The 22,596-nt window shown below is 64.7% G+C and carries 15 protein-coding genes; 9 read left to right on the forward strand and 6 right to left on the reverse strand.

Annotated features, from left to right (window positions below; genetic code table 11):
• Positions 1-195 precede the first annotated feature (195 nt).
• Genes ACIPY3_RS20940 through ACIPY3_RS20950 form a run of 3 tightly spaced genes read right to left on the reverse strand, consistent with a single transcriptional unit; the run spans position 196 to position 4,588 of the window.
• Complete coding sequence (locus ACIPY3_RS20940) at positions 196-1,311, reverse strand: M24 family metallopeptidase (protein ID WP_400337093.1); 1,116 nt, start codon at positions 1,309-1,311, stop codon at positions 196-198.
• Positions 1,308-3,353: a DUF6807 family protein gene (locus ACIPY3_RS20945; RefSeq protein WP_400337095.1), complete on the reverse strand. Its 2,046-nt coding sequence runs from the start codon at positions 3,351-3,353 to the stop codon at positions 1,308-1,310. The genes ACIPY3_RS20940 and ACIPY3_RS20945 overlap by 4 nt, the downstream gene beginning before the upstream one ends.
• Complete coding sequence (locus ACIPY3_RS20950; protein ID WP_400337097.1) at positions 3,350-4,588, reverse strand: acetylxylan esterase; 1,239 nt, start codon at positions 4,586-4,588, stop codon at positions 3,350-3,352. The genes ACIPY3_RS20945 and ACIPY3_RS20950 overlap by 4 nt, the downstream gene beginning before the upstream one ends.
• A gap of 346 nt (positions 4,589-4,934) precedes the next feature.
• Between ACIPY3_RS20950 and ACIPY3_RS20955 the strand changes: the two genes are divergently transcribed.
• The 3 genes from ACIPY3_RS20955 (at position 4,935) to ACIPY3_RS20965 (ending at position 8,351) form a co-directional block, all read left to right on the forward strand.
• Positions 4,935-5,879, forward strand: a complete 945-nt coding sequence (locus tag ACIPY3_RS20955; RefSeq protein ID WP_397325611.1) for a carbohydrate ABC transporter permease — start codon at positions 4,935-4,937, stop codon at positions 5,877-5,879.
• On the forward strand, positions 5,872-6,804 hold the full coding sequence (locus tag ACIPY3_RS20960; protein WP_397325610.1) for a carbohydrate ABC transporter permease: 933 nt from the start codon (positions 5,872-5,874) through the stop codon (positions 6,802-6,804). Before ACIPY3_RS20955 ends, ACIPY3_RS20960 begins: the two co-directional genes overlap by 8 nt.
• 170 nt (positions 6,805-6,974) lie before the next feature.
• Entirely contained in the window at positions 6,975-8,351 is a 1,377-nt protein-coding gene (locus tag ACIPY3_RS20965; protein WP_397325609.1) for an ABC transporter substrate-binding protein, read from the forward strand.
• 128 nt (positions 8,352-8,479) lie between these two features.
• Here ACIPY3_RS20965 and ACIPY3_RS20970 read toward each other — a convergent pair whose 3' ends face one another.
• Positions 8,480-10,507, reverse strand: coding sequence for a beta-galactosidase (locus ACIPY3_RS20970; protein ID WP_400337100.1), 2,028 nt, complete (start codon positions 10,505-10,507; stop codon positions 8,480-8,482).
• 210 nt (positions 10,508-10,717) lie between these two features.
• Here ACIPY3_RS20970 and ACIPY3_RS20975 point away from each other — a divergent pair, with 210 nt between their 5' ends.
• From ACIPY3_RS20975 to ACIPY3_RS21000, 6 genes are all read left to right on the forward strand, one after another.
• On the forward strand, positions 10,718-12,004 hold the full coding sequence (locus ACIPY3_RS20975; RefSeq protein WP_400337101.1) for an ABC transporter substrate-binding protein: 1,287 nt from the start codon (positions 10,718-10,720) through the stop codon (positions 12,002-12,004).
• A gap of 28 nt (positions 12,005-12,032) precedes the next feature.
• Entirely contained in the window at positions 12,033-12,986 is a 954-nt protein-coding gene (locus ACIPY3_RS20980; RefSeq protein WP_400337103.1) for a carbohydrate ABC transporter permease, read from the forward strand.
• Complete coding sequence (locus ACIPY3_RS20985; RefSeq protein ID WP_400337104.1) at positions 12,983-13,903, forward strand: carbohydrate ABC transporter permease; 921 nt, start codon at positions 12,983-12,985, stop codon at positions 13,901-13,903. Before ACIPY3_RS20980 ends, ACIPY3_RS20985 begins: the two co-directional genes overlap by 4 nt.
• 11 nt (positions 13,904-13,914) lie before the next feature.
• A complete protein-coding gene (locus ACIPY3_RS20990) occupies positions 13,915-14,565 on the forward strand; it encodes a Poxvirus protein I5 (RefSeq protein WP_400337106.1) in 651 nt (216 codons plus the stop codon).
• Positions 14,566-14,602: 37 nt separating this feature from the next.
• Positions 14,603-15,892, forward strand: coding sequence for an MFS transporter (locus ACIPY3_RS20995; RefSeq protein WP_400337107.1), 1,290 nt, complete (start codon positions 14,603-14,605; stop codon positions 15,890-15,892).
• A gap of 137 nt (positions 15,893-16,029) precedes the next feature.
• Positions 16,030-17,331 (forward strand): ABC transporter substrate-binding protein, encoded by a 1,302-nt coding sequence (locus tag ACIPY3_RS21000; RefSeq protein WP_400337108.1) that lies wholly within the window; start codon positions 16,030-16,032, stop codon positions 17,329-17,331.
• Between the two features lie 43 nt (positions 17,332-17,374).
• Here ACIPY3_RS21000 and ACIPY3_RS21005 read toward each other — a convergent pair whose 3' ends face one another.
• Together ACIPY3_RS21005 and ACIPY3_RS21010 are read right to left on the reverse strand one after the other, a co-directional pair.
• Entirely contained in the window at positions 17,375-20,470 is a 3,096-nt protein-coding gene (locus ACIPY3_RS21005; protein ID WP_400337109.1) for a family 78 glycoside hydrolase catalytic domain, read from the reverse strand.
• Complete coding sequence (locus tag ACIPY3_RS21010) at positions 20,467-22,512, reverse strand: DUF6807 family protein (RefSeq protein ID WP_400337110.1); 2,046 nt, start codon at positions 22,510-22,512, stop codon at positions 20,467-20,469. Before ACIPY3_RS21010 ends, ACIPY3_RS21005 begins: the two co-directional genes overlap by 4 nt.
• Between the last annotated feature and the right edge of the window lie 84 nt (positions 22,513-22,596).

Consider the following 22,596-nt stretch of genomic DNA (forward strand, 5'->3'; position numbering starts at 1 on the left):
AAATCAACAAACTCCCGCCGGGCGTCCAACGAAAAATTCCTGACCACAACACGCTCCATCAATCAGAGCGTTGCAACGACCCTATGACTCCGCCCGGTCAAAACGCGCTTAACTGCGACCTACTTGGGTAGCCACGCGCGAAAGGGGCGGGTCACCTGGATGGTGACCCGCCCCTTTCGTGTGGGGGACGACGGGTTATGGACGCAGGGTCAACGGACGACGGCGGCCGTCGACTTCCGCTGTGGGCCAGCGTTCGTCGAAGGTCAGGATCTCCAGCCCGCCCTCGGTGAGCAGCACTGTGTCCTCGATCTTCACGGCGGGACCGGAAGGGTTCCACGTGAAGGGCTGGTTGACGACAATCCGGTCAGTGACCTCTGCGGTGACCCGGGGATCCCGTCCGGCATATCCTGCAGGGCCGCCCTGGTGGTGCAGCTTCCACTGGTCAGCGCCGAAGCCGTGCCTCTCATAGGCCGACCGGATCTCGGTGAAGACATCATTGAGGCGGGCACCCGGCACCGTCGCACGGAAGATGTCCGCTTCCACCGCCGCGATGCGGGCCTCGGCGTCGAGCTCCTGAGGCGTGCCGGCGTCGAACGCCACCCAGCGGGTCACGTTGGCAACCAGGCCGTCACGGCGGGCGCACACCACGGCCATGGCGCGGCGGCCAATCGGCGAGTGCGTAGCCAACGGGTGCCGGAAGTCGCTGCGGCCCGTGCCGTTGCAGAGCAGGACCAGCGGTTCGGCCCCGACGGCGACGATCCGGGCAGCAAGATCGGAAACCAGCTCAAACTCGGTGGTACCGGGTGTTGCCTGCGACAGGACGTCGGTCATGGCGGTTGCGGCATCGGCCGAGAGCCTGGCGTAGCGGGCGGCCTCGGCGGGAAGGAGTTGCTGCCGCGCGGCACGGAGTTCGGTTGCCACGGCGGCTTCCAGCAGGGGATCGCCATCGCCGGCGAGCCCAGCGGCCGTAGCGTGCAGCGGGCCGTGCCAGGGAACCGTGTGAAGGCTGACGCCCTGGGGGAGTTCCTCGGCGGCAATCCGTCCGGCCTCGTTGTTGAACGTCACCAGGTGGTCGCCGTCCCGGTCCACCAGCAGGGCAGCGATGGGATCCCCGGCGAGGCTGATGTGCACGCGGCTCCCGTCCAAGTACCAGGTGAGCGCCGTATGCGTTGTCAGGAGCAGTGAATCGCGGCCCGCGGCATCGAGGATATCCAGGACGCGCCGGCGCTTGACGGCGCGATCGGCTGCGTTGCCGGGTGCGGTCCGTGGCGCTGTGACGGTCACGGTTGTGGACTGAGCTGGAGCGGTCATGCCGATTCCCCCAAGGTTGAGATGAGTTGTTGAATGTCGTTGGTGGCCAGGAATCCGTCGGCGATGAGGACCGTGACGGTGCGGTGGACAGGATTGCCGGGTTCTGCCCGGACCGGGGTGTCCCACGCGAGGGAAAGCCCGACGCCCGGGTAGCCCGAATGCCTCACGAACCACGGGTCCGGTGCCTGCGGCGAGGCGAGGAACACCAGCGTTGCAGGGTGGCCCAGTCCGCAGGTGCCGTGCCCGCCGGGTGACGTTCCGGCGTCGAACGTTCCAGACCAAGCCAGCCACGGCGCCACGCTCCCATGGACCGCGTCCTCGCCGCGGGCATCCGCGGTCCAGATGGTGGCATCGCCCACTTTCGGCAGGCGCCAGAAGAAGCCGCCGTAGCCGCCCTGCGGCCGGCCGTTCGACCCGGGGCTGCCCAGCATCACGGAGCCACCAGTGGCCGGCTCAAGGCTGAAGTCCAGCGTCAACGCCCATGCGGACTGCCCGACGGCGGCCCAACTCCATTCGCGTTGTTCGCGGAGCATCCGTGTTCCGTCGGGACCGACCCAGCCAAGCAGTTCCACCCGCTTCCCCTCGGTGTGTTCAGCGGATTCGGTGACGATGTGCCCGTGGTCCTTGCGCCACACATAGGCTCCGGCGTCCCGCGTGTAGGTGCGGCCACCCCAGAAATTGATGCCGTCCACGTCCTGCAAAGCCACGCCGGCCCCCAGATGCCACACATGGTCCTCGGGGACGTGGTCCGTCACGACGGTTCCGGCCAGGGTCCGGACGGGGTGCAGGTAGGGCCGGGGCGACGACGTTGGCCTGGTGCCGGATCCATCCTGGATGGTGGCCACGACTGTCCCGCCGAGTTCCATCACGGGCTTGCCGGAGCCGGAGGCCCAAGGCGCTCCGAGCTCGGCGAACGTGGCCTGCCCCAGGGCGGCCCGCTGGATCCAGGTCCCGATGCCCTCCACCACGGCGTGTGCCTCATTACCTTCTCCCGCCCAGGTCACGAAGGCCGGATCGATGGGGGCCGGATCCTCGGCAGTGCGGATCGCTTCGAGGACGGCAATGTAGGCTCCAGTGCCGCCGAGGGGGCTCAGCAGGTCCGCTTCGGACCGTGCCGCGAGCAGATTCTCCAAGAGGTCGGTCCGGCCATGGCTTTCCGATCGGGTTCCCTGCGGAGTGGTGATGTCCAGCCGGTCTTCAGTGTAGGAGAAGGCCACCTGCCCCAGGGTGCCGTAGACGGTGACCACCGGGGCCGACTGCACGGGGGCGCACAGTGTCAGTGCGCAGGTCAGGACAGTGCCGTGGACGGTAGCTATCCGGACAACGGTGGTATCGTCGCTTTCGGTGTCGTTGGCCCGGTAGAGATCCGTATCCACCTGCCGGACATCGGTGACTTTCGCCGCACCGGCCAGGCGCAGCCCTGTTGCGACGGCATGGGCCAAGGCATTCGTCGCCACCCCGTCCACTACATCGGTTCCGTTGATGCTTCGCTTTCCTGCCCACCGGGAGCGGGTGAAGTAGCCCTTGGTGCGCAGCCACTGCCCGGTGGCGCTGATCCCGCGGAGTTCGCCGAGTTCGCCGGAGGCCAGCAACCCTTGGATGGCGTCAATGGCATGCGATCCCAAACTTTGGAAGCCCACCTGAACCAGTTTTCCGGCCTCCCGCGCAGCCGCCATCACGTCGGAGTACTGCGCCATGGAGGCCACGGGTGGTTTTTCCAGGTACACGTTGGCGCCTGCCGCGAGTGCCGCGAGGGCCAAGGGTGCGTGGGTCTGGATGGGCGTGGAGATGATGACCACGTCAGGGGTTTGCCCCACGGCCAGGAGTTCGTCGAGGGAGGCGAACACGGCAACGTCGTCAGGCAGTTGACCGTCCGCGGGTGGCTGGGGATCTGCGACAGCCACCAGGCGGAGCCTTCCCTCGGACCCGAGGCGCCGGAGGTTGTCCAGATGCCGTTCGCCGAAGCCGTGGACGCCTACCAGGGCGACGCGGGGCACGGGCACGGGCGGTGTTGGGCTGGTGATGGTTGCGGGCTGGGTCATGGGGTGGTCCTCGCTGAAGCTTGGGTGGGTGGTTCTGCCTGGAGCCGGGTGGCGAGGAAAGCGGCAGCCTCTTCCTGCATCGCCGTCGTGAAGACGTGGGGTTCGTCCCAGAAGCTGCCCGTGTACCGGCCCGGTGCCATGGCGCGCCTGAGGTGGGAATCGGCGTCGCGCATTCCGGCTTCGGGAAAAAGTTCGTCGCGCAGCCCGTATTGCACCAGGACAGATTCCGCACTGGAACGCGCCACGACGTCCGGCCATTCGCCCAAGCCAGAGAGTCCGGGGGAATGAAGGAGCCACGAGTGTGCGTCGAGGTACGCGGGAAGCAGCGATTCGAAGGTGGTCATCATGCACGTCACCACGCAACTGCGGATCTTCGGGCTCAGGCCGGCGAGGACCATGGCCCGGCCGCCGCCACCGGAAAACCCGACGCAACCAAGCCGTCCGGCATCGACGCCGGGGAGAGAGGCCAGGATGTCCAAGGCCACGAGGTCATCGTGGGCCACCGTCCCGGCCACAGTGGAGCCAAGCAACGTGGCGGCCTTTGCCACGGCTTCTTCGTGGGCAGCTGCCGCGGCGTTGTACCGTTCCGCGTCGGAAGGTACGACGCCGGCCTCCCGCCAGAGTGCCTCCTGCCCGGCCAGTGTGTGGGCGGTCCGGTAGGGCAGTGGGTCCAGGGTGAACCGGCGGCTGCCCCACATGAAAGCGTCGTGGGCCAGGACCGCGAACCCTTGGCGGGCCAACCACGTGGCCCAGGGCCTGCCGTCGTAGAGCCGTGACCGTAAGCCGGGTGGCAGGGGGCCGAGGCTGTTGCCGGAGGCGGTGCCGTCGTCGTGCGTGGACTGTTCCGCTACGCCGGGAGGCATTCCCACCAGGCGCTCGGCGCCGTGCGACTTGATGCCGCCATGGCAGTGCAGGGCGAGGATCCCGGGGAGTGGTCCCGTGGCATCGGCGGGCTTGACCAGCCAGGCCGATGTCCGGGGACCGAAGCCGGTTTGCCACGTCAGCTTGGACGTAACCACATTGTTGTCTTCCACTTCCCACTCCACCGAGTACCCGGGATTCGGTGCGAGGGCAGGAACGCCGAGTGTTTCGGCGAGCAGCTTCGCCGCGGGGGAGTCGGGCACGTGGGGATTGTTGGCTGCATGGTCCGGCCAGTCCTCGTAGCCGGCAATCGCACTGGGGCGTGCCTGTATCCCGGCCAGTACAGCGGTGTCCGTGGCTTTTTTCGGGAACAAGTGAGTCCTGCTTTGCTGGGGCGGATGGGTGTGCGGAACCGCACGCCGGGCTGCTTCGGCGAGCGGGAAATCCTGTGGAGCGCGTTCATCGGAAAACGCTTTCTCAAAAATTAGCAAAAGGCTGTACATGGGTCAAGAAAACGTTTACTTTGGTACGGAGCCGCTGAACGCCGGGATCGGAATCCTGGAAAACCAGGGGGCTGCGCCGGAGCCCCCGGCGGACCCGGAGGCAGCATTTCCCAGCACGAATTCCGTGGAAGGCCACGATGACCAAAGGAGACCACATGGCCGCACAGCACCACCCCGCAACGCCGCAGGGCGTCCGGGGTCACGCAGGGAGGACGCAATGAGCGCTATTGGCGAACTCTCCACGATGACCCGCCGCAAGGGCCCCATGACCAAGGAGGAGAAGAAGGCCAACGGCCGCGACAACAAGGCCGCCTACGTCTTCCTCCTGCCATGGTTGATCGGCCTGGTGGTCATCACCGTAGGACCCATGTTGATGTCCCTGTACCTGTCCTTCACCGACTACAACCTCCTGCAGCCGCCGGAGTGGGTTGGCCTGGACAACTTTGTCCGGATGTTCAGCGATGCCCGCCTGCACAACTCATTGCGCGTGACGTTCACGTACGTCCTGGTGGGCGTGCCCCTGCAGCTGGCCGTGGCGCTCCTCATTGCACTGGTCCTGGACAAGGGCCTCCGAGGACTCCCGTTCTACCGTTCCATCTTCTACTTGCCCTCGCTGCTCGGTGGCTCGGTTGCCGTTGCCATCCTGTGGAAGCAGATCTTCGGCACCACGGGCCTGGTCAACCAGGTGCTGGCCATGATCGGCATCGAAGGCCCGGGCTGGATCTCGGATCCGAACACTGCGCTGGGCTCCATCATCCTGCTGCACGTGTGGACCTTCGGCAGCCCCATGATCATCTTCCTGGCCGGTCTGCGCCAGATCCCGAACATGTACTACGAAGCCGCCGAAGTTGACGGCGCCACCACCTTACAGAAGTTCTGGCGGATCACCATCCCCATGCTGAGCCCCATCATCTTCTTCAACCTGGTGCTGCAGATCATCGGCTCGTTCCAGTCGTTCACGCAGGCGTTCATCGTCTCGGGCGGCAACGGCGGTCCGTCGGACTCCACCATGTTCTTCACGCTGTACCTGTACCAGAAGGGCTTCGGCCAGTTCGACATGGGTTACGCCTCAGCGATGGCCTGGTTCCTGCTGGTCATCATCGGTGCCTTCACGGCCATCAACTTCATCGCTTCAAAGTATTGGGTGTTCTACGATGACTAAAACTCAGACCATGCCCGCCACTTCCGGCTCCACGTCACAGCAGCCGGGCAAGACCCCCCGCCGCCGCGAATCCCGGGGAACCCTGGCCTTCAGCCGCAGCGCCCGCATCAAGGGACTGATCAAGCACGCCATCCTGATCCTGGTAGGCGGGGTCATGATCTACCCGCTCCTGTGGATGGTGGTCTCCTCCCTGCGACCGAACGACCTCATCTTCCGCGAACCCGGCCTGTGGCTGCAGAACCTGGAAATGAGCAACTACACCGACGGCTGGTCCGCGCTGACCCACCCGTTCGGGCATTACATGATCAACTCCGCGATCGTGGTCCTTGGCTCCATCCTGGGTAACCTGATCTCCTGCTCCATGGCCGCCTACGCATTCGCGAGGCTCCAGTTCACCGGCAAGAAGCTCTTCTTCGGGATCATGCTGCTGACCATCATGTTGCCCTTCCATGTGGTGATCGTGCCGCAGTACATCCTGTTCTCCCAGATCGGCTGGGTGAACACCTTCTGGCCGTTGATCGTGCCCAAGCTCCTGGCCACGGATGCGTTCTTCGTGTTCCTCATGGTTCAGTTCATCCGCGGTATCCCGAAGGAACTCGATGAGGCCGCCCGCATCGACGGCGCAGGCCACCCCCGGATCTTCCTGCGCGTCATCCTGCCGTTGATGGTTCCGGCCCTCGCCACCACCACCATCTTCACGTTCATCTGGACCTGGAACGATTTCTTCGGCGCCCTGATCTACCTCACGGACCCGGACATGTTCACTGTCCCGGTCGCGCTGCGGGCCTTTGTCGACTCACAATCGGCCACCAGCTGGGGATCACTGTTCGCCATGTCCATCGTGTCCCTGTTCCCGGTGTTCCTGGTGTTCCTGTTTGGCCAGCGGTTCCTCATCAAGGGCATCGCCACCACCGGCATCAAATAAGCCTGAAGGCGCCCCGCCGAGGGGAAGGGGCCGGTGCAAGCCGGCCCCTTCCCGTCAGTAAACCCAGTCCAGAAATGACACTTGTCACACAAGATAGTGACTTGTATCATAATTCCAATGAGAAAACGCTTTCTCACACTTCTACGGATCAAAGAGGATCGGAGACTACAGTGCCGGTATTTCCCAAGGGTGAAGCAGTCGCCCACGCAGCCGCGTCGGAGGCGCGCTCGTCGGAACCCAAGGCCAAGCGGTCCAAGCGCAAGCTTCGCGCTTCGGCCATTATTGCAGCAACCGCGGCAGCCGTCCTGGCCTTGAGTGCCTGTGGGGGAGGCTCGGAGGCCAAGAGTGCCGATGGCAAGGTTGAGCTCCGCTTCTCCTGGTGGGGCGGCGACAAGCGGGCACAACTGACCCAGGAAGCCATCAAGGCTTTCGAAGCCGAGAACCCGAACATCACCATCAAGGCCGAATACGGCGACTGGTCCGGTTACTGGGACAAACTGGCCACCCAAGTGGCAGCCAACGATGCTCCGGACATCATCCAGATGGACGAAAAGTACATCACCGAGTACTCCAGCCGCGGCGCCCTCCTGGACCTCTCCAAGTACCAGATCGATACCTCCAAGTTGGACGAGGCTGCGCTGAATGCAGGCAAGGGTCCCAAGGGCCTCACCGGCATCGCCGCGGGCATCAACGCAGCCACCATCCTGGCAAACCCCGCAGTCTTCAAGGCCGCCGGCGTTGCCCTCCCGGATGACAAGACCTGGACCTGGGACGACTTCGAGCGGATCTCGGCCGAAGTCACGGCCAAGTCCCCGAAGGGCACGTATGGTGCCGCCGCCTATGGAACGGACGAGGCGTCCCTTGGCGTGTGGCTCCGCCAGAACGGCAAGTCGCTGTACACCGACGATGGCAAGCTCGGGTTCGAGCCCTCGGACATCGCCGGCTACTGGGACTTCCTGAAGGAACTGAGCGAGAAGAAGGCTGTCCCGTCGGCCTCGGAAATCGTTGAAGCAGAAGCCGCGCCCCTTGACCAGAGCGGACTGGCCACCGGCAAGAACGGCCTGGCCTTCTGGTGGTCCAACCAGCTGCCCGCCCTGGAAAAGGCCGCGGGTGGTGAGCTGCAGATCCTGCGCTTCCCGTCCAAGACCGGCAAGGCGTCGGACACCCAGCTTTGGTACAAGGCCTCCCAGTTCTGGTCCGCCTCTTCGCGGACCAAGCACCCTGAAGAGACCGCCAAGTTCATCAACTTCCTGACCAACAACGTCAAGGCCGGCGAAATCCTGCTTGCTGACCGCGGCGTCTACCCCAACTCGGATGTCCGCGAAGCGATCCAGTCCAAGTTGGCTCCGGCGGACACCAAGGTGGTCAACTTCATCAGCGACATCCAGGGCGAACTGGGCAAGGCTCCGGCAGCTCCGCCGAAGGGTGCTGGTGCCATCCAGGAAATCGTCAAGCGCTACAGCTCCGAAGTCCTGTTCAACAGGCTCTCCACCGAAGAAGCAGGCAAGAAGGCCGTGGACGAAATGAAGTCCGCGATCGGCGCCTAGCCCTTCAGCACCGAACAGCGCCCCGGGTTGGTCAACGCGATCAATCCGGGGCGCTTTTCCGTGCGCGGGCACCCAACTGGGTCGCAATTGTGCGCGTTTTGAGCGTTCAAAACGCGCACAATTGCGACTTAGTTGGGTGGGTCTTCGGCGATCACGGCCACGGCTCCGGCGGGCACCACTCCACTGAAGCGTTCGCCGCTCAGCAGCTCCTCGCCGTCGGACTTCACCGTTACGTCCTCCCGGCCGTGGTTGATGGCGAACAGGAAACTGCGGCCGTCAGCCGCCCGGCGGCGGGAAAGTTCGACGCCGGCACCCGCCTCGGCCGCGGATGTCACCTTGGCTTCGTCCAGGAGACGCGCGGTCAGTGCGTCGATGCCGTCGGCGTCGGGAAGCGTAGCGAGGTACCACGCCGACCCGGCTCCGGTGGCCCGCCGGGTGAGGGCGGGGACGCCGTCCAGCGGATAGTGGGTGAAGGTGGCCAGGACCTCGGTGGAACCGGTCGCGCACACGTGTTCGCTCCACACTGAACCCACGGTGCCGTCATTCAGAGTGGTGGACGCACCGGGGAAGAGCGGGTGGAATTCCTCGGTCCGGATGCCCAGAAGTTCGCGGAAGGCGCCGGGATAGCCGCCAAGCCGCACGTGGTCGCGTTCGTCGACGATGCCGCTGAAGTAGCTGACCAGCACAGTGGCTCCATGGTGTGCCGCGGACGCTATCGAGGCAGCCGCCTCGTCCGTCACAGCGTAGAGCGTGCAGACCAGGACCAGGTCGTAGCCGGACAGGTCTCCGGTGGGATGGACAAAGTCCGCCGTTACGCCGCGCAGGTAGAGGGAACGGTGGAAGGCCCGCATGGTGTCGAGATACTTGACGCCCTGGCTCGGATGCGAGTCCAGTTCCGACGCCCACCAGGCCTCGTAATCGAACACAATGGCCACGCGGGATTCGACGCGCGAACCCTTGACGGGCTCCAGCCTGCGGAGGGCTTCACCCAGGTCCACCACGTTGCGCCACACCTGGGTATCCCGGCCGCCGTGCGGAACCATGGCCGAGTGGAATTTCTCGGAGCCCGCCTTGCTCTGGCGCCACTGGAAAAACATGACAGCGTCCGCCCCGCGGGCCACATGGGCCAGGGAATTCCGGAGCATTTCGCCGGGCATCTTTGGCTGGTTGTATGGCTGCCAGTTGACGGCCGACGTCGAGTGCTCCATCAGGATCCACGGATCTCCGCCGGCCACGCCGCGCGTCAGGTCGGCGCTGAACGCGAGTTCGATCTCGCGCTCCGGGTCGGCCGCGACCAGGTAGTGGTCGTTGGCGATGACGTCCATGTCCTTGGCCCAGTCGAAGTAGTCCAGGGTCTTCGTTGCGCTGGAGACCATGAAGTTGGTGGTGGCCGGTACGCCGGGGGTCACCTCTCGGAGCACGGCGAGCAGTTCCCGGTAGTAGTCCATGAAGGCCCAGGAGTTGAAGCGGGCAAAGTCCAGCTGCTGGCCAGGGTTCAGGGTGGTGGGAGCTGCTCCCGGCGGGATGATCTCGTCGAAGGACGCGTAGTGCTGGGACCAGAAGGCGGTTCCCCAGGCGTCATTCAGCACCTCGATGGTCCCGTACCGGCGTTCGAGCCAACGGCGGAAGGCGGCTGCATCCTCTTCGCCATGGAACTCGCCCACGTGGCAGCCGAGCTCGTTGTCCACGTGCCACAAGGCCAGGGCAGGGTGGTCCTTATAGCGTTCGGCGATGACTCGCGTCATGGCGGTGGCGTACCTGCGGTATACCGATGACGACGGCGAGTAGTGCCGTCGGGAGCCACGCTCCAGTCGGACGCCTTCCGCAGTGACGGGCAGGATCTCCGGGTGCTTGCGGGCCAGCCACGCCGGTGGGGAAGCGGTGGCCGTGGCCAAGGCCACCTTGATGCCGGCGCCGTGGAGGTTGTCCAACACGTCATCGAGCCAGCCGAAATCGTAGTTTCCTTCGCTGGGCTCCAGCAGGCCCCAGGAGAAGATCGCGACGCTGAGCAGGTTGACGCCGGCCTCCTTCATGAGCTCGATGTCCTCGAGCCGGATGTCTTCCGGCCATTGTTCGGGGTTGTAGTCGCCGCCGTAGGCGATGCCGGGCACGCTGTTCCAAACCGATGGACCACGGGAGGTTTCAGGGGAGGACAAGGGGACTCCTTCGTCTGGTTGGACGTTCTGGATGACTGGTGGTGCAGGACATGGTATGGCCGGAAGCTGCGAAAGCGCGTTCTTGGAAAACGCTTGCCCAGATTCCCGAATGGGGATATTGTATCGATTCAGAACGAGTGTAAGCGAGATCACTGCCACGTTGTAATGATCAAAAAATGGGGCTTGCACCAACTGAGCAAGGAGGCTCTCATGATCAACAGAAGGAATTTCCTCACCACGGTGGCCCTGGGCACGGCATCTGCTGCGTTCCTGTCCGCTTGTGGGCAGTCTTCGTCCTCCGGGCAGACAGGCTCAGCCCAGAACCCCGTGACCATCACCTACACCTGGTGGGGCAACGACGACCGCGCCGAACGCACCCGCAAGGCCATTGCCCTCTTCGAGTCCAAGAACCCCGACGTGAAGGTCAACGGCAACTTCACTGACTTCGCCGGCTACTGGCAGAAGCGCGCCACGGAAGCTGCCGGTGGAGGTCTTCCGGACGTCATGCAGTGGGACCTTTCCTACCTGCGGGACTATGGCCAGCGCAATCAACTCCTGGACCTCGGCACCGTGAAGATCAACACCGACGCTTTCGACAAGTCCCTCCTGCCTTCCGGTCAGATCAGGGGCAAGCAGTTCGGCATTCCTACCAGCACCAACGCCTTCGCCGTCTACTACGACCCCGCCAAGCTCAAGACCCTGGGCATCGCCGAGCCGGGCGCCGGCTGGAACTACAAGGAATTCAATGCATTCCTCACCGAAGTTGGTTCGAAGGGCAACGGTACGTTGTTCGGTGGCACCGACTACACGGGTGTGTGGTGGATGTTCAACATCTGGCTGCGCCAGAACAACATCAAGGCCTTCACCGACGAGGGCAAGCTCGGCTTCTCCAAGGACGACCTGAAGAAGTGGTGGAACCAGGCAGGCAGCCTCCGCGGCACCGGGGCGATCGTGGGCGAGGACAAGGTAACGCAGTTGCTGCCCAAGTCCCCCTTCGGTTCCAACGTCACTGCCACCGAGGCCACGTGGGACAACTTCATGGCCGGCTACCTCGCGGACAGCGGTGCCAAGGAGCTCAAGCTCGTTCCCGTTCCCTCCGACGACCCGGACAACCTGGGCCTGTTCCTCAAGCCCTCCATGCTCATGGTGGCCAGCGCCAAGACCAAGTACAAGGAAGCAGCGGCCCGCTTCATCGACTTCATGGTCAACGATCCCGAGGTTGGCCAGATCTTCAAGACCTCCCGCGGTGTTCCCGCCTCCAAGACCCAGCGCGACGGCACCACCTTCGAGGGCACGGACAAGCTGGTGGTGGACTACGAGAAGTCGATCGAGAAGTACCTTAAGGACGCTCCCGAGCCGCCCATCGTTGGCTTCGGCACCCTGGAAGCATCCTTCAAGCGCATCAGCTCGGAACTTAACTACGGCAAGCAGACCGTGGACAGCGCAGCGGATGCGTGGTTCAAGGAAGCCGAAGACCTCATCAAGCAGAACGCCTGATCCAGGCCTGAACTGACGGAAGAAACCCGTGACTCAAAGCCCAACCCTGAGCCGGCGTTCCCAGTCGTCCGCTTCCCCGCAGCCGCGCAAGCCGCGGCGGCGGGGTGCGGATGCCCGCGCCGGCTACACGTTCCTGCTGCCATGGCTGCTTGGATTCATCGCCCTGACCGTCGGTCCGATGATTTCCTCGCTGTACCTCTCCTTCACCAACTACAACCTCTTTGAAGCTCCCAAGTGGATCGGCCTGGACAACTACGCCACCTTGTTCCAGGACGAACGGTTCCTGCAGTCGGTGGGCGTGACCCTGAGCTACGTCGTGTTCGGTACGCCCTTGAAGCTCGCCGCCGCGTTGGCAGTGGCCATGTTGCTGAACAGCAAGCGGAAGGGACAGGGATTTTACCGTTCCGCGTTCTACGCTCCTTCCCTCATCGGAGCGAGTGTTTCGATCGCCATCGTGTGGAAGGCCATGTTCGGTGACTCCGGTCCCGTGGACCAGGGCCTGTCCTTCTTCGGCATCAACCTCGGCGGCTGGGTGGGCAATCCGTCCATGACCATGCCCATGATGATCCTGCTGACCGTATGGCAGTTCGGTGCCCCGATGGTGATCTTCCTGGCCGGCCTGAAGCAGATCCCCGCCGATCTCTACGAGGCCGCCTCCATGGACGGTGCGGGTCCGGTGCGGAAGTTCTTCAACATCACCTGGCCCATGCTTTCCCCGGTGATCTTCTTCAACCTGCTCATGGAAACCATCCACGCGTTCCAGATCTTCGCTTCGGCCTACATCATCTCCAACGGTGAAGGCGGCCCTGCAGGATCCACCCTCTTCTACACCCTCTACCTCTACCTGCGCGGTTTCAGCGACTTCCGGATGGGCTACGCCTCGGCGATGGCCTGGCTCCTGGTGATCGTGGTCGGCGTCATCACGCTGATCTTCTTCAAGACCTCCAAGTCCTGGGTCCACTACAGCGGTGATTCGAAATGACAACCATGGCAACTCCCACGCAGTCCGCACCAACGCCGGCAGAGACTCCGGCCTACAACCCGAAGGCAGAGTCCGGCGCAGCCAGGAAAGCCAAGAGCGTCATCTTCCACATCGTCGCCTTGGTCCTGGTGGGGATTGTCCTCTACCCGGCTTTGTGGATGATTGCCTCGTCCTTCAAGCCGAACTCGGAGATCGGCGGCGGCAATACCTCGCTGTGGTCGGCGAACTTCAGCTTCGACAACTTTGTCACTGCCATGGACGGCATTGGCGGGGTCAGCACGCTGACGTTCTTCACCAACTCCCTGATCCTCGCCATTGGTGCCGTGGTGGGCACCGTCCTCTCGGCCAGCGTTTCCGCGTATGCCTTTGCGCGGATCAACTTCCCGGGCCGCGGCTTGTTCTTCGGCATGATGATCGCCACCCTGCTGCTCCCGTTCCACGTGGTGATCATTCCGCAGTACATCATTTTCCAGCAGCTGGGCCTGGTGGACACGTACGTGCCGTTGCTGATCGGCAAGTTCCTTGCGGCCGATGCGTTCTTCGTTTTCCTCATGGTCCAGTTCATGCGCGGACTGCCGGCAGAGCTGGACGAGGCGGCCCGCATTGACGGCGCCGGACACGTCCGCATCTTCGGTTCCATCATGCTCCCGCTTATGAAACCGGCCCTGATCTCCACGTCCATCTTCTCCTTCATCTGGAGCTGGAACGACTTCCTGGGCCCGCTGCTGTACCTGAATACACCGGAAAAGTACCCGCTTCCACTGGCCCTGCGGCTCTTCGTGGACCAGACCCAGAGCTCGGACTACGGCGCCATGATCGCCATGTCTGTGCTGGCCCTCCTTCCCGTGCTGGTGTTCTTCCTGATCTTCCAGCGCTACATCGTGGAGGGCGTTTCCACCCAGGGCCTCAAGGGCTAGGAGGACAGGCAATGAGCGTCATGGACACCACGGGAAAGCCCTCGGACAAGCCTGGAATTCCGGTCAACCGCTTTGCCCTCTTCTCCGAGACGATGCTGGCAGGCGTCATCGTGCTTCTGTTGTCCCTGCCGCTGGTGACGGCGCCGGCGGCCTATGCTGCCGGCGTCGTCCATCTCGAAAGGCACCTCAGCGGCAGGGATGATTCCCTCAGGACCCTGTGGAGCACTTTCCGCCGGGCGCTGCCCGGCAGTTGGAAGTACGGCATCACGACGGCGGCGGCCGGCCTGGTGATTGTTCTCAACCTGTTGCTCGCGCTGGTGGAGCAGTTGCCGGGGCGGACGGTCATCCTGCCTGCCACCCTGGTGCTGGCGGCCGCGGGCGCGGTCCTGCTGCTGCGCACCGCGGGTAACTGGAGCGGCCCCGTGGCGTGGGACGCAGCGACCCAGCCTGCCGACGCGGGTGGTGGCGAGGGGTGGGCCGCAGCCTACTCCACCGCCAAGGAAGACTCCGTCCGCGACTGGAGCGGCTCGCTCCTTTTGCTGGCTGCCCTGGGCATGTCGGTGGTCTTCGTGTGGATGCTCCAGGCGTTGTTCGTCATTGTTCCCGGCGCACTCATCCTTGCCACCGCCGCCATCAAAATCCGTTCCCACCGAAACCGTTAGCCCGCACCACCCGCACAGATGAGAGCTGACCGCCCCCGTGCCTTCGCGCCCGTTTTCCCAGCGTCCGCAAACCCAACAGCCTACGCAACGCAAGCCACTCAACCCCGAAACCTGGCATTACCCCCTGAGGCACCATAACTACCGGATCTTCGTTGCCCTGACTTTGGCAAGCAGCGGGGGAGTATGGATGCAGCGCCTGGCCCAGGACTGGTTGGTGCTGCAACTGACAGGGAGCCCGGCCGCCGTCGGCTTGGCCGTCGCCCTCCAATTCCTGCCGATGCTGGTGGTGGGTCCCCTCAGCGGAGTCCTGGTGGACCTCTTTCCCAAACGCCGGATCCTCCTGGTGTGCCAGTCCGTGGCCGCGGTGCTTGCTGCGGGCTTGGCGGTGTGGAATGCCACCGGTGGACGTGATGTGTGGATTGTCTATGCCAGTTGCATTGCCCTGGGTGTCACCAGTGCGATCGACGGCCCTGCCCGGCAGGTGTTCGTCAACGAGGTGGTGGGTGACAGGGGATTGCCGGCGGCCATCGGCCTGAACAGTGCCATTGGCCAGCTGGGGGCGATGGTGGGTCCGGCACTCGCCGGTGTTGTCATCGCCAAGGCTGGACCGGCGGCTGCGTTTGCCAGCAACGCCGTGGTGGGGATCGCTGTGCTGCTGATGATCGTGGCCATCCGCCCCAATGAACTGCACCATGCCCCGGGCCACGCCAAACCTGGTGACCGGCACGGCGGGATCCTCGCCGGATTCCGCTTTGTCCGCGCGCGTCCGCCGCTCCTGCTCATCATGCTTTTGGCCGGCCTGCTGGGTGCCTTCGGCATGAACGGTCCGGTGGTCCTCGCAGCGTTCGCTGACAGGGTCTGGCACAGCGGGCCGGCGGGCTTCGGCCTGTTCAATACCGTCAGCGCCCTGGGTGCACTGGCTGGCGCGCTGCTTGCTACGAGGATCAAGCGCTTCGGCAGGAAGGGCATCGTAGCCAGTGCCGGGCTCTTCGGCTTGAGCCAATTGGTGGCCGCGCTGATGCCCACGGAGGAATGGTTCGTGCTGTTGCTGGTGGTGGTGGGTTTCATGACCCTGATGTTCCTCACCAGCGCTGCGACGGCAGTGCAGTTGGAAGCCGGCGCGCATGTCCGCGGGCGCGTGTTGGCCCTGTATCTTCCACTCCTCCTTGGCGGGCATGCACTGGGTGGCTTGCTTGCCGGTTGGCTGACCGAGGAGTTCGGCGTGCGGACGGGCTTGGTGGTCACGGGCGCCTTGGGGATGGTGTCGGCTGCTGTGATTGGCTTGCTGCTCTACGTGTTTGCACGACGGCGGGCCGCGGACGCTTGATCGCTTTCTGAACACCCTGGCGGTCGAAACTCACAAAAAATACCTTGACTTGTGATGTAACGCACATCTACGCTGAGAAAGCGTTTTCTCCAACGCGCATCTGCAAGACTCACCTGCGTTCAAGACAAGGACTCCAGATGTCGATTCGTGCACGAAAATCTTTCTCCGGCCTTTCCGTCAAGGTCGCAGCTGCCGCGGCAGCGCTCGCCATAACAATGACCGGTTGTGGCGGCTCACCCCAGGCAGCGTCCGACGGGACAGTAACCCTCCGCTTCAGTTGGTGGGGCTCCGACGTCCGCCACAAAATGACCCAAAAGCTCATCGACGCGTTCCAGGCCGAGAATCCCAACATCAAGATCAAGGGGGAATATGGAGACTGGTCCGGCTACTGGGACAAGCTTGCTACCCAGGTCGCGTCGCAGGATGCCCCGGACATCATCCAGATGGACGCTGCGTATCTCGGAGAGTATGCGGGCCGCGGGGCCTTGCTGGAGTTGAAGGACGTTGACCAGTCCAAGTTCGATCAAGCAGTGGCTGACGCTGGAAAGGTGGACGGCAAGCAGTACGCCATCACCGCCGGCGTCAACGCCCAGGTGGTCCTGGCCAATCCGTCCCTGGTCTCGGCCAGTGGTGTCACGCTCCCCGATGACAAGACCTGGACCTGGGACGAATACAGCAAGACCGCTGCGGACATCACCTCGAAGAGCAAGGACGGGGTTTATGGATCCGGTGCCGTCACCGGTGACGCACCCATGAACCTGTGGTTCCGCCAGCACGGAAAGAAACTCTTCGCCGAAGACGGCCACTTCGGCTTCGACGAGAACGATTTGAAGGGCTGGTATGAGTACCAAGCCCAGCTCCGGGATTCCAAAGCCGTTCCACCAGCTTCGGTGATGACCGAGGATGTCACGGCGTCCGTGGACCAGCAGGGCCTGGCCACCAACCGCTTCGCCTTGGCATGGTACTGGTCCAACCAGCTTTCTGCCCTGAGCAAGGCATCCGGCCAGGCACTGGAGATCCACCGTCCGCCGAGCACGGACGGCTCGGCTGCCGACGCCCAGCAGTACTACAAGTCGTCCCAGTTCTGGTCCGCGAGTTCGCGCACCAAGCACCCGGCCGAGGTCCAGAAGTTCATCGATTTCCTGTCCAACAGCGTCGAAGCGGGCCAGATTGCGCTGGCCGATCGCGGTATTCCCGGTAACTCCGAGGTCCGTACCGCCGTCACTCCGAACCTCACGCCCGAAGACGCGGCCACCGCCAAGTTCATCGACGAAATCTCCTCCGAACTGGGCGACGCCGTTCCCGTGCCGCCCGCCGGTTCAAGCTCGGTGATGGAAGTGCTGGGCCGCTACGGCATGGAGGTGCACTTCAACCGCCTCTCGCCTGAAGAAGCAGCCAAGAAGGCCTACCCGGAGGCGAAGAGCCAGCTGCGCAGCTAGCCCCTCCGCGGGATGGCATGTGATGGCAGTCCCGAGGACATTGTCATTGTTTGCCATCTCGCGGAAGGATCACGTCAACCTTCACTCCAGCAGGGGCCGAGTAGTCCAGCTCCGTGCCGTCGGGGGTGCGGCGCCAAGACACCCGGACCGGTCCGCGCTCCGTGGGTATGGCGCCTTCCGCCCGTTCCAGCCGGCACACCGGCGGTTGGATCACGACGGCGGCAGCCCCCGGAGCGGTGATGCGGACACCGAGGAGGTACTCGAAGATCTCCCGCACCACGGAGGCGGACCAAGCGTGGGACTGACTGTAGTCGGTGCCCTCCACGAGATCCCAGGCTTCCCAGGTGAAAGAAGCTCCGGCCTCCAGTTGCCTGGCCCACCCCGGTTGCGTGGCATCCGTGAGGAGGTCCAGGACAGCGTCCACCCGGCCCTCTGCCAGCAAGGCGCGGAACAGGCGGTGCACCGTCATGGGGCCTTGGCGCATCCCCATTCCGGCCAGGCGTTCCGCGTCTTTGGCGGCATGCTCTGGGGGAGTGATGCCCAAGGACAACGGGAACGACGTGGCGTGTTGGGAAGCGTTCAGGCTTGGCCTGCCGTCGGCGTGCAGGCCGTCCACCATGACCCCGTCCACCCGAAGGGCGTCATTGAACCGATCCCCGAGCGCGGCTGCCGCGGCAGCGAACCTCGCCGAGTCCCGCTCACGTCCGGCGGTGGCGCACAACCGGCTGACGACGTCGAGCACTGACCAGGCCTGCGCATTCACCGTGGTCCGTGCGGCGCAGTCCATGTCGTAGCCGAACCGGCCAGGAGCGGGCCAGTCCACGATGCCGTGCAGGTAGGGACCGGACCCTCCGCCCAAGTTCGTGACGAGGCCGGCGGTCGGAGCGTCGACCGGGATGTGCCGGAGCACGTAGTCGGCTGTATCGACAAGGCAGGGGAGCAGTTCTTCGACCAGCGCATCATCGCCGCTGTGACGGTGGTAATCCTCCACCCACTCGGGCATCATGAGCGAGAAATCCGGGATATCGCGCTTGCCATCGCCGTTAGGGTAAACCGCGTTGTAGCGCCCGCGCTCCTCCGGTGAATCCCAGTAGCGGCCCGCCGACGCCGCGAACTCACGCAGGGCCTTGGCAGTGAAGTGGCGCTCGCCGAACAGGGCCATGGTGGCGTAGGAAATGTTCGCAGCGTCAGCCAGGAACTGTCCCTTCTCGCGGGTAGGGGTGTCCACGAACTGCTCCTGGACGCCGTACAAGGCAGAGTCTTTCAGCAAGGCGAAGACGTGGTCCAGGACCGGATCCGAACTGCTGAAGGTTGCCTCGTCCGGATGCTCCGCGTGGACCACCACGGCCGCTACCTCGCCGAGTTCTGCCAGGGACAAGCCGGGGAACTCAAGGTAGCGAAACCCCAGATGGACGGCAGCCTCGTAGCGCTGGGGGCCTCCTGTTTGGGTGTAGGGAAAAGTCATGTCCGTGTTTTGGCTGGCCGTCTTGCCGTGGTCCACCCGGCCGTCTTCAAGCAGCGCGTAACCGGCCCGCATCATGATGGTCCGGCCGTGTACTCCGCTCCCGAATTCCACCACTGGACGCCCCGGCAGGACCCTGCCGAAGTCCGCCACGGGCGTGCCGTCCTCTGCTGTGCGGATCACGACGGCGGACACCTGGTTCCGGGCGACCATCGCGTGGTTGGGGTGCAGCACCGGGAAGTCCGGGACAGGGTGCTGCCCGAGTGACTGCGCAGGGGACCAGCCTTCCGGTGCAGGCCAGGACGCCGCGTCGTGATGCTCGATCGGATCGCCTTCGTCGTTGCGGTATCCCGCTTGCCTGTAGGGGCCTTCGGCGAGCAACCACCCGGGCCCGGTTCCGAACAGGTCCCGGGTGCCGTCGTCGTATTCAACGACCAGCTGGGCCAGCAACCCCGGGCGGCCGGCAGCCCGACCCTGACCGGGTCCGAACCAGTGGGCCAGGGCCTCGATGGTGGCTGAGTCTGTGTCCTGCAGCGCGTCGGTCACGTCCGCAGCGTCGTAGAACTGCTCACCGGGATAACCGAAACTGGTGGTTTCCAGGCAGGGCATGCCGTTGATCGAGAAGCGCGCATGATGGCCGGCCGCAGCATAGAGGCGGGCCCGGACCACCCTCCCGGGTAGTTCCACGGTGGTCTTGGCGAGCGTCCATTCGTCCGGTTGACGGTGGGGCGTGCTTGTTTGCCAGGCGTCCAGTGCGTCCGGCGACGAAAAATCTGCTTCCAGCACGGTGGAGCCCGCAGCATGCACAGTCAGTGAGCGGTACTCCGCCTGGCTGCGGGGTCCCTGGTGGAAGGCCATGCCGGTTCCATGCCCGTTATGACGGGGCACAAGCGCCTCCAGGACCTGCTTTCCGTCAATCACGACGACGATCCCGTCGCCGTCGTCGGTCACGGTCAGGTCCTGCCAGCCGTCGGCGGGAACCGTGCCCGCCCGCGACGCTGCTGCCGCTTCAAAACCCTGGGTCTCGGCCACCGGCACCGTGCAGGGTGCGGCGGCGGCTCCGATCTCCCAAGCGGGGGCCGGCCTGAGCAGCGCAGCACCATGGGGCTTGAGCTCAAGGAGCAAGCCGTTCCCCGCGCCATCGCTGCGCAGGAGGATCCCGGCCGTGCCAAGTCGGAGGCGGAACCGCGCCTTGACGGTGACCGGTCCCTCGGCTTGGACGGGCCAGGGAGCGTGCGGAGTGCCGCCTATGCGCAGGAAGCCGTCCATGAGTTGCATCGGGGCGCGGCCACCGGGAGCGCGGTGGATCCAGTGGGCGGCCCAGCCTTCTCCGGCGGCGCCGAGGCCCGTGCTGAAGGAGGCCGGGGGAGAGGCAGCGCCCGTGGCCCCCTTGGCGTCCGTCAATTGCACGGTCCACGTGTAGTCGGAGTCCGGAGCCAGGTCCTGCCCTGTGTAGGGGATGTGGTGTTGTTGCCCGGATGGCACTTGGCCTGAGTCCCAGACCGTGCTGCCCCGGCTGTCCATGACGTTGATGCGGTAGCCGGTTTGGGCCGCGTCCGTGGCCTCTGCCGCCAGCCGCCAAGCAAACGTCGGCTTGGCTGGGGCGGTGAGGCAGCGGGACAGGCCTTGGACCGTGGGGTGGGAGGCCATAAGGGCGTGGGACGAAGCCGCGTTCACCGTGCCGCCACCAGGGCCTCGATTTCCGCAGCTCCCAAGGATCCGTCGCTGATCCACACGGGGATGCTCCGGCTCAGCGTTCGGCCTGCTTTGAGTTCCACGGGTGAATCCCAGGCAAGGGCCGAGCCTACGGCCGGGTACCCGTCCAGCCGCACGAACCACGGATCAGCCGACTCTTGCGGCGCCCCGAACACCAAGGTGGCAGGTCCGCCGTCGAACTCTCCAGCCCACGCCAGCCACGGCGAAACCGATCCGTGAACGGCAGGTTCGCCGTCGGCTGTGGAGGAGAAGACGCGTGGCTGGCCATTGACGGGAAGCCGCCAGAAGAATCCACCGTAGCCACTGCCGGCTGCGCCGTGGGAGCCCGGGCTGCCCAGCGCCAAATCCACGACGGCGGTCAGCTCGGTCCGTATGTCCAGGCGCCACGTGCGGTGGTCAACCACGAAACGCCCGTAAGTGCGCTTCTCGGTGAGGAGGGTGGTGCCGTCCGTGCCAATCCACTCAAGGTCAAGAACTGCGCTGTCCTGGTGGCGAACGCTGCGTCGGAGTTCGATCCGACCGTGATCCTCAAGGTCGAGATACCGTCCCGCAGTCCGCCGGTAGCTGCGGCCGCCCCAGAAGTTGGTGCCGTTGACGTCCTGCAGGGCGAAGCCCGCTCCCAAATGCCAGGCGTGGTCGATCGGCAGGTGGTCGGTCACCACGATGCCGGACTGCGTGCTGACGGGGTGCAGGTAAGGGCGCGGAGACAGGCCGCTGTCCAGGGCGGTCCCGGTCCGCAGCGTAATGACTGCATTGTTTGCTGTCTGGAACAGGGGTTCGGCGCCGGCTCGGTCGCGTGTGGCCCAGGGGAGCCCCAATTCCGAGAACGTGGCATTTGCTGTAGTGGCGCGATCCAGGACCTCCTCGATGCCAGGGATCACTGCATGCGCTTGCTCGCCCGTTCCCACCCACTCGATACTCGATGCGGGAATGGCCGTGGGCGCTTCAGCCGTGCGGATGGCCTCGAGGACCCGCATGAAGGCGCCGCTGTGGTCCAGAGGGCTCAGCAAAGGCGTTCCGTTGGACAGATGCTGGAGCAGGTTTTCTGTGAGGTCGTCGCGGCCGAAGGTGTGGGTGGTCTCACCGGCGCCCGTTGTCACGGTGACACGATCCTCGGTGTAGTGGAACACGGCCGTCCCTTCACTGCCGTGCAGCGTGATGTACGGTTCCACGGACTCGGTGGCACAGAGCGTGAGGGCGCACGTGATGGTCAGGCCGTCCGCGGTGCGGAGCCGGATCACGGATGTATCGTCGGACTCGATCTCATTGGCGCGGTAGAGGTCCGTGTCCACCGAAGCCAGCTGTTCGGCCTCCCGGGCATTGGCGATCCGGAGCGCAGTGGCGATCGCGTGGGCCAGCGGGTTGGTGGCCACGCCGTCCACCACATCAACACCGTCAATGCTGCGCTTCCCGGCCCATCGCGAGCGCTTGTAATAGGCACGGTCCCTGACCCAGCGGCCTGTGGCGGAAATGCTCTTGAGCCTGCCAATAGCAGGAAGCTCGGGTGAAGCTACGCCCCGTGCGAGGCAAGCCAGCGCGGCGAGGGCATGCGATCCGAGGCTTTGGAACCCGATCTGGACGCTGCGGCCGGAGTCGCGGGCCGCCTGTTGCAGGCGGATGAAGTCCTTCATGGACGCGACTGGCGGCTTCTCCAGGTAGAGATCCGCCGAGGACGCCAGGACGGACAATGCCAGCGGAGCGTGGGTCTGGATGGGCGTAGCCACGATGATGACGTCCGGGCTGTGGTTTCCGGCGAGGAGCGAATCGAGGTCCGCGTGCACGGCGGTGGTCTCCGGGAGCGCCCCGGGAGCCGGCGGGTTCGGATCTGCCACGGCCACGAGTTCCACCAGTCCCTGCGCCGAGAGCCTGTTGAGGTTGCCCAGATGGTGGAGGCCGAAGCCATGGACGCCAACCAAGGCAATCCTGGCAGGGGCCGTCTTCAGCGTCGGTGGGGCCTGCAACCCTGGTGCGGCGGCGCTCAGTTCGGCGGATGGCGTGTCCATGTGGGCTCCTCTGGTGCATGCTGCGATCTGGGGCGGCAACGAGGGCGCTGACGCCTTCGTCACAGTATTTCCGGTAGCGGGATG

The organism is Paenarthrobacter sp. NPDC089714 (assembly GCF_044748905.1).
GTDB lineage: Bacteria > Actinomycetota > Actinomycetes > Actinomycetales > Micrococcaceae > Arthrobacter.